Source organism: Piscibacillus sp. B03 (assembly GCF_052246295.1).
GTDB lineage: Bacteria > Bacillota > Bacilli > Bacillales > Alkalibacillaceae > Piscibacillus.
Genome location: NZ_JBQQCO010000056.1, coordinates 1 through 4,241 on the forward strand (window position 1 = coordinate 1; position 4,241 = coordinate 4,241).

At 31.2% G+C, this 4,241-nt stretch carries 4 protein-coding genes; 2 read left to right on the top strand and 2 right to left on the bottom strand.

The annotated features are described in order from the left end of the window. Positions 1-75: 75 nt before the first annotated feature. Entirely contained in the window at positions 76-225 is a 150-nt protein-coding gene (locus tag ACTWQB_RS16760; RefSeq protein ID WP_443140305.1) for a hypothetical protein, read from the bottom strand. Positions 226-228: 3 nt separating this feature from the next. Then, the gene (locus tag ACTWQB_RS16765; protein ID WP_443140306.1) at positions 229-1,116 is read right to left on the bottom strand and encodes a helix-turn-helix domain-containing protein; all 888 of its coding nucleotides are present in this window, start codon (positions 1,114-1,116) and stop codon (positions 229-231) included. Positions 1,117-1,574: 458 nt separating this feature from the next. Here ACTWQB_RS16765 and ACTWQB_RS16770 point away from each other — a divergent pair, with 458 nt between their 5' ends. Both ACTWQB_RS16770 and ACTWQB_RS16775 read left to right on the top strand, forming a co-directional pair. Then, positions 1,575-2,999, top strand: a complete 1,425-nt coding sequence (locus tag ACTWQB_RS16770; protein WP_443140307.1) for an NAD(P)/FAD-dependent oxidoreductase — start codon at positions 1,575-1,577, stop codon at positions 2,997-2,999. After that, the gene (locus ACTWQB_RS16775; protein WP_443140308.1) at positions 3,000-4,091 is read left to right on the top strand and encodes a hypothetical protein; all 1,092 of its coding nucleotides are present in this window, start codon (positions 3,000-3,002) and stop codon (positions 4,089-4,091) included. Positions 4,092-4,241 lie beyond the last annotated feature (150 nt).

The following is a 4,241-nucleotide window of genomic DNA, read 5'->3' on the forward strand; positions in this document are numbered from 1 at the left end:
GTAATTAAATGATTAATATTATTAGATATTAAAAAAAGCCGATTCAAAAGCGTATACTTTTGAATCGGCTTTTTTTTAGTGTTGACCAGGTAAATCTTTTTCTTCACTTTTTTCTATAATATCCGTTGTGATTTCTTCGGATGCTAGTTCGGTACTATAAAATGATTGAATTATTGTTAAAGTAAATACTATGCCAAAACCTATTAGCATTAATCTTTTTAGCATAACCTACACCCCCTCTTTCAACTCTTCTTGATAATCTTGGTATGCTTCTTCAACAATTTCTGCATAGTCTGTGTTGTCTTGTAATAAGAATGTATTTATTGCTTTTTCAAAAAATATATCCGCTTTTAAATCTTTTAATCTTTTCAAACATCTAGCCTTCTGATAATATAATTCACCTAATAAGAAAAGTGTTTCATAATCTTTACATACAGATATCCCTTTTTCACAGAAATTTAGGGAGCTTGACACTTTTTCTAGAGCAAGAGAAGATTTTGAAGCTCCATATAATAGTCTTAATGGAATTGTAAAGTCTTTCAAAACAGGCTTTTGATTGACCTTTGTAATTGCACTCTCAAACACCTTTAAAGATAATTGAAAATTCTTATCATCGTATAGAATAATGCCAATGCTATTAAGAATCTCTATTTCTCTTTCTTTGTTTAAATTTTTATGTTTCATCTTTAAAGCTTTCGTTAGTAACTTAATAGCAATCAACTTATCTTGTTTTATATAATAAATACTTATTCCTTTATGCCATAAAAGAAATTGATAAAAATCAATGCTTTCTCGAGCCAATGGGGTTTTCAATTGATCATCAATTAGTTCATTCAATTTGTAATAAGCTTTTTCACGTTTGTATTTTTTTGCAATACTCTTAACTTCATCAATATAATCGACTCTGGTTGATTCAATTTGCCTAAAGAAATATTCTGCATCAACACCTAACTTTTTAGAAATGAGATAAAGAGTAATACTGGAGGGAAATTCATCACCCTTCTCAAGTTTACTAATTTGGGCTTGAGTACAGATACCTTTAGCTAATTCAGATTGTGTCATTTTTGCATTGATCCGCGCCTCTTTTAAAACCTCATTAAATTTATTCAAGTTCATTTATTCCCCATCTCCGTTTTATCAATATTCTGGAATTTTTTCAATAAAATATGCCTATTATTATATTTCCTAAGATATTCGTAGTTTTCTAGAGAAATTAAGTCAAAATCTTATTATTATATAAGATTTTAGTCAATTGGTATTAGTATAAATTCAATATTTTATAAAATTATACCATTTATAAATAATCTTATAGAAATCTTTTTCGACTTCTTATCTTGTCTTTTATTTAGTCATGAAACATATTTTAGATTTAAACCCTTAAAATAGCTCACTATTACTAAACGCCATTCTTCATAAAATATTCCTATTATTATATTTAATTAGAAATACTAAGATAAACTTAGTTAAATAAAATTCTCACTGCATTTCTTCCTTTTGTTAGGAAATTCAAATGTGAATGTATATTGGTATGATAGAGCTTAAATCTTATTTTAATGAAAAAGGGGAGAGGGATATTGGAACATTACGATGTTGTTATTGTAGGAGCAGGTCCAGCTGGTCTTTTTTTGGCTAGGAAATTATTGAAGGAGAGCAACAAAAGCGTAGCACTTATTGATAGTGGACGAGCTATAAACAGGAGGTTTTGCCCATTAGCTGAAAAAGGAAACTGTACTCAGTGTAGAACATGCCATGCAGTTGAAGGCTTCGGTGGCGCAGGGATGTTTTCGGATGGAAAGTTATCGGTTTACCCAGCCGGGAGTGGATTAATGAAGATATTGAACGATGAAGGAAAAATTATTCAATTAAATCAAGAGATTGTCGATACAATAAAACACACCTTGAGTGATTATGAGTTTACGGAATCAAATACTAACAACACTAATAGTTTGGGTAGTGGTGATCAAGCTAGTGAGGAGTTAGAACTAAAGAATTATGGTGTTTATCATGTGGGGACGGAAGGCATTCAAGAATATTGTTCAAGGTTAGAAGATGAATTACGTGAATTGGGTCTAAATCTAATTTATGAAACCAAATTTACATATGCAAAGAAAGTTGGAGACAATTATCTTTTGGATTTAAAAGGCAAAAGAAACATGGAATACAACATTTCGTGTAATAGCCTTGTCATGAGTACAGGAAAAGCGTCCGGTCAAATATTAAGAGATGTATTTGAATCATTGAACGTTGAAGTTAATTATAATGCAATTGAATTAGGTGTAAGAGTCGAAAGTAGCAAATCAGCAGTTAATTGTTTCTCTCAAGAACATTTAGATGCAAAGTTTAAGAAGAAAATTAAGGATGTAGAAGCTAGAACATTTTGTTTGTGTGGCGGGGGATACTTAGTAAATTGTTTTTATGATAACTATCTTCCAGACAGAAAGATAAGTACAATTAGTGGATTTTCTTGGCAAAATAAGAAGTCTGATAACGGAAATTTTGGGCTACTTGTTAGGAAAAAGTTCCCTGAACATATTGATCCATTGAAAGTACAATTAGGCATTATCCAAGCGATTAATGATATATCTCCTAAAAAAGCAACAATCGTACAAAGATTAGGTGATTTTATCTCTAACAATCCTACTTCTGAAGAAGATTTAAACAACAATACCATTAAATCAACCTTACCGAGTGCTACACCTACAAACTTAAAGTGGGTTCTACCAAACTATGTTACCGAAGCTGTAGAGATCTTCATACAAGAATTAGCGAACATTAGTCCTGAATTAAGTAATGAAGACACTTTATTACATGCGCCTGTATGGGAGCTCTGTTGGGATAAAGTCAAAGTCAATGAAAAGTTGGAAACTTCTCAAGATAATTTTTATGTGGTTGGCGATGCGATGGGGGCAGCAAGAGGAATTGTACAAGCTGCGACAACTGGGTTAGTTGTGGCTGATACAATTATGCAAAAATCTAGTAACTTAGTGGCACAACAATAAATGAATGAGAGACATTTTAAGGTAGTTAGTTATAATACCTTAGTTATAAGATTTCTTAATATATTTTTCTTAGTAAGTGTCCCGTTATTATACATTAGTCAACCTAAATATTTATCAGCTTTACCTCTAGTAGGGTTTGCAGGTATTGCTATAGTACTTTTCCTTCTGTTTTCCGACAGAGTAACCTTTATCTTAATGCAGATGGTTTGGATATTAAACATTATAACAAGCATTGGCTTTATATTAACCTTCACCGGAATAGTCGAATCTTTACTTTCATTTAGAATTTTAGCTTTATTTACCGGTTTTAGCCTTGTCTCTACCGAAGTATATAACCTTAAACTGGCAACGAACTCTCCAGAAATAAATGAACTAAGAAAAAAACTTGGCAACTTTAACTTTTTAAGAGTGTTTGGAATTGCATTAGGTTTTATGCTATCTGGATTGATAGCGGGAGGGACGTTTGCCAGAACATCTGCATTAGTGATTCTAATAATTTCTAACGTAATACTAATTGTACTGAGTTTTTTATGGGTAGAAAGTAAAAACAAACTTGATAATTTCGCGATTAAAGACTTACGGTTATTTAATAAAGATACACTCAAACTATTTCATATAGGGCGATATCCTTTTGTTACAAAGGTTGGGATAGTATTTATCATCCTTGATCTAACTATTTTTACATTTTGGTATGCCTATATCCCTTTTAAGTTAGAAATAAATCTAGATTTAACAAGTGAACTTATTGGATTAATGCTAACTATACAAGCAATAGTCCATGCATTTGGACAATTGCTCTGGCAAAAAATAATAATGTATTTAGGTAATATTAAATCGTTTTTACTAAGTATCTCTTTGCACGTTTTAATAATCTTAGTTATAACCAGCCCCTTTGAATATAATATCTCAATACTAATCGTTTTATTTATCATTATGGGCACTGTAAACTCAGGTACTTATTTAGCAAGTACATCTTTGTTTTATAATGGTCAATTCCCAAATTCACACTTTTTAAGAATAGGAGTTCATCAACTTTGCTCTAATACCGGTAAATGGTTGGGCACATTATTAGTTTATATTATTATTAATTAATATTTGGTGGTGATTTTTTTGAATTGGGAGTGTCAAAAAGTTTGTGTAAATGACGACGTTCCATCTGTATTAAGTTAGCTGCATTATTTATATGATCGACCTTTAGGTCGTAATGGTGGCTTCTTCTTCAGTTGCCAACCCAGCAGCTTG

What these genes read in the sequence shown, in the direction of transcription:
- ACTWQB_RS16760 (WP_443140305.1), bottom strand. Translation starts at nt 225, where the DNA reads ATGCTAAAAAGATTAATGCTAATAGGTTTTGGCATAGTATTTACTTTA.
- ACTWQB_RS16765 (WP_443140306.1), bottom strand. Translation starts at nt 1,116, where the DNA reads ATGAACTTGAATAAATTTAATGAGGTTTTAAAAGAGGCGCGGATCAAT.
- ACTWQB_RS16775 (WP_443140308.1), top strand. Translation starts at nt 3,000, where the DNA reads ATGAATGAGAGACATTTTAAGGTAGTTAGTTATAATACCTTAGTTATA.